The organism is Acidovorax sp. LjRoot38 (genome assembly GCF_964252975.1).
GTDB classification, from domain to species: Bacteria; Pseudomonadota; Gammaproteobacteria; order Burkholderiales; family Burkholderiaceae_C; genus Acidovorax; species Acidovorax facilis.
In genome coordinates, this window is record NZ_CAXUPT020000047.1 from 1 (window position 1) to 993 (window position 993).

Here is a 993-nt window from a genome sequence, read left to right on the forward strand (position 1 = left end):
TTAGATCACCTTCGCTTCGTTCTTGAGTTTCTCGACCAGAGCGGCCACGTCGGCCACCTTGATGCCAGCACCGCGCTTGGCGGGCTCGGTCACCTTGAGGGTCTTCAGGCGCGGAGCCACGTCCACGCCGAGGTCTTCGGGCTTGACGGTATCGAGCTGCTTTTTCTTGGCCTTCATGATGTTGGGCAAGGTGACGTAGCGGGGCTCGTTCAGGCGCAGGTCGGTGGTGATGACCGCTGGCAGCGACAGCTGCAGGGTTTCCAGGCCGCCGTCCACTTCACGCGTCACGCTGACCTTGTCGGCCGACAGTTCGACCTTGTTGGCGAACGTGGCCTGGGGCAGGTCGGCCAGGGCCGCGAGCATCTGGCCGGTCTGGTTGGCGTCGTCGTCGATGGCCTGTTTGCCCAGGATGATGAGACCGGGCTGCTCTTTGTCCACCAGGGCCTTGAGGATCTTGGCAACGGCCAGGGGCTGCAGCTCGACGTCGGTTTCCACCAGGATGGCGCGGTCTGCACCGATGGCCATGGCAGTGCGCAGGGTTTCCTGGCACTGGGCCACGCCGCAGGAAACGCTGTCGGCGCTTTGCACGGTGGCAATGGCGTTGCCGGCGTAGATGGGGCGCTCGAAGGTGTCGGCAGAAATCACCTTGGTGATGTCGCTGACCTGCGCCACGTCCAGCTTGGCGGCCACGCGGGGAGCCACATTGCGGCCGCTGGCGGTGGCGGGGAACAGGATGTGGCTGTAGCTGGAGGCGATGGCGAGCACTTGCGCGGCCACGTTCTCGGCCAGGCCGTGTTCAAGGCCGGGGGCGTCGGCGTGGATGACCTTGGCGACACCGGCGATCTGGGCGGCTGCGGCGGCGGCTGCACCGGCGTTGTGGCCGGCCACCAGCACGTGCACGTCGCCACCGCAGGCCACTGCGGCCGTCACGGTGTTCAGCGTGGCGCCCTTGATGGACGCGTTGTTGTGTTCAGCAATAACGAGTACCGACAT

Annotated in this window: 1 protein-coding gene; it reads right to left on the reverse strand. The window is 65.9% G+C overall.

Annotation, left to right across the window (positions count from 1 at the left end; translation table 11 throughout):
• On the reverse strand, positions 1-993 hold the full coding sequence (locus ACSQ22_RS26305) for a hypothetical protein (RefSeq protein WP_436131966.1): 993 nt from the start codon (positions 991-993) through the stop codon (positions 1-3).

Excerpts from the sequence above, each read along its gene's own strand:
- ACSQ22_RS26305 (WP_436131966.1), bottom strand. The coding sequence starts at position 993 with ATGTCGGTACTCGTTATTGCTGAACACAACAACGCGTCCATCAAGGGC.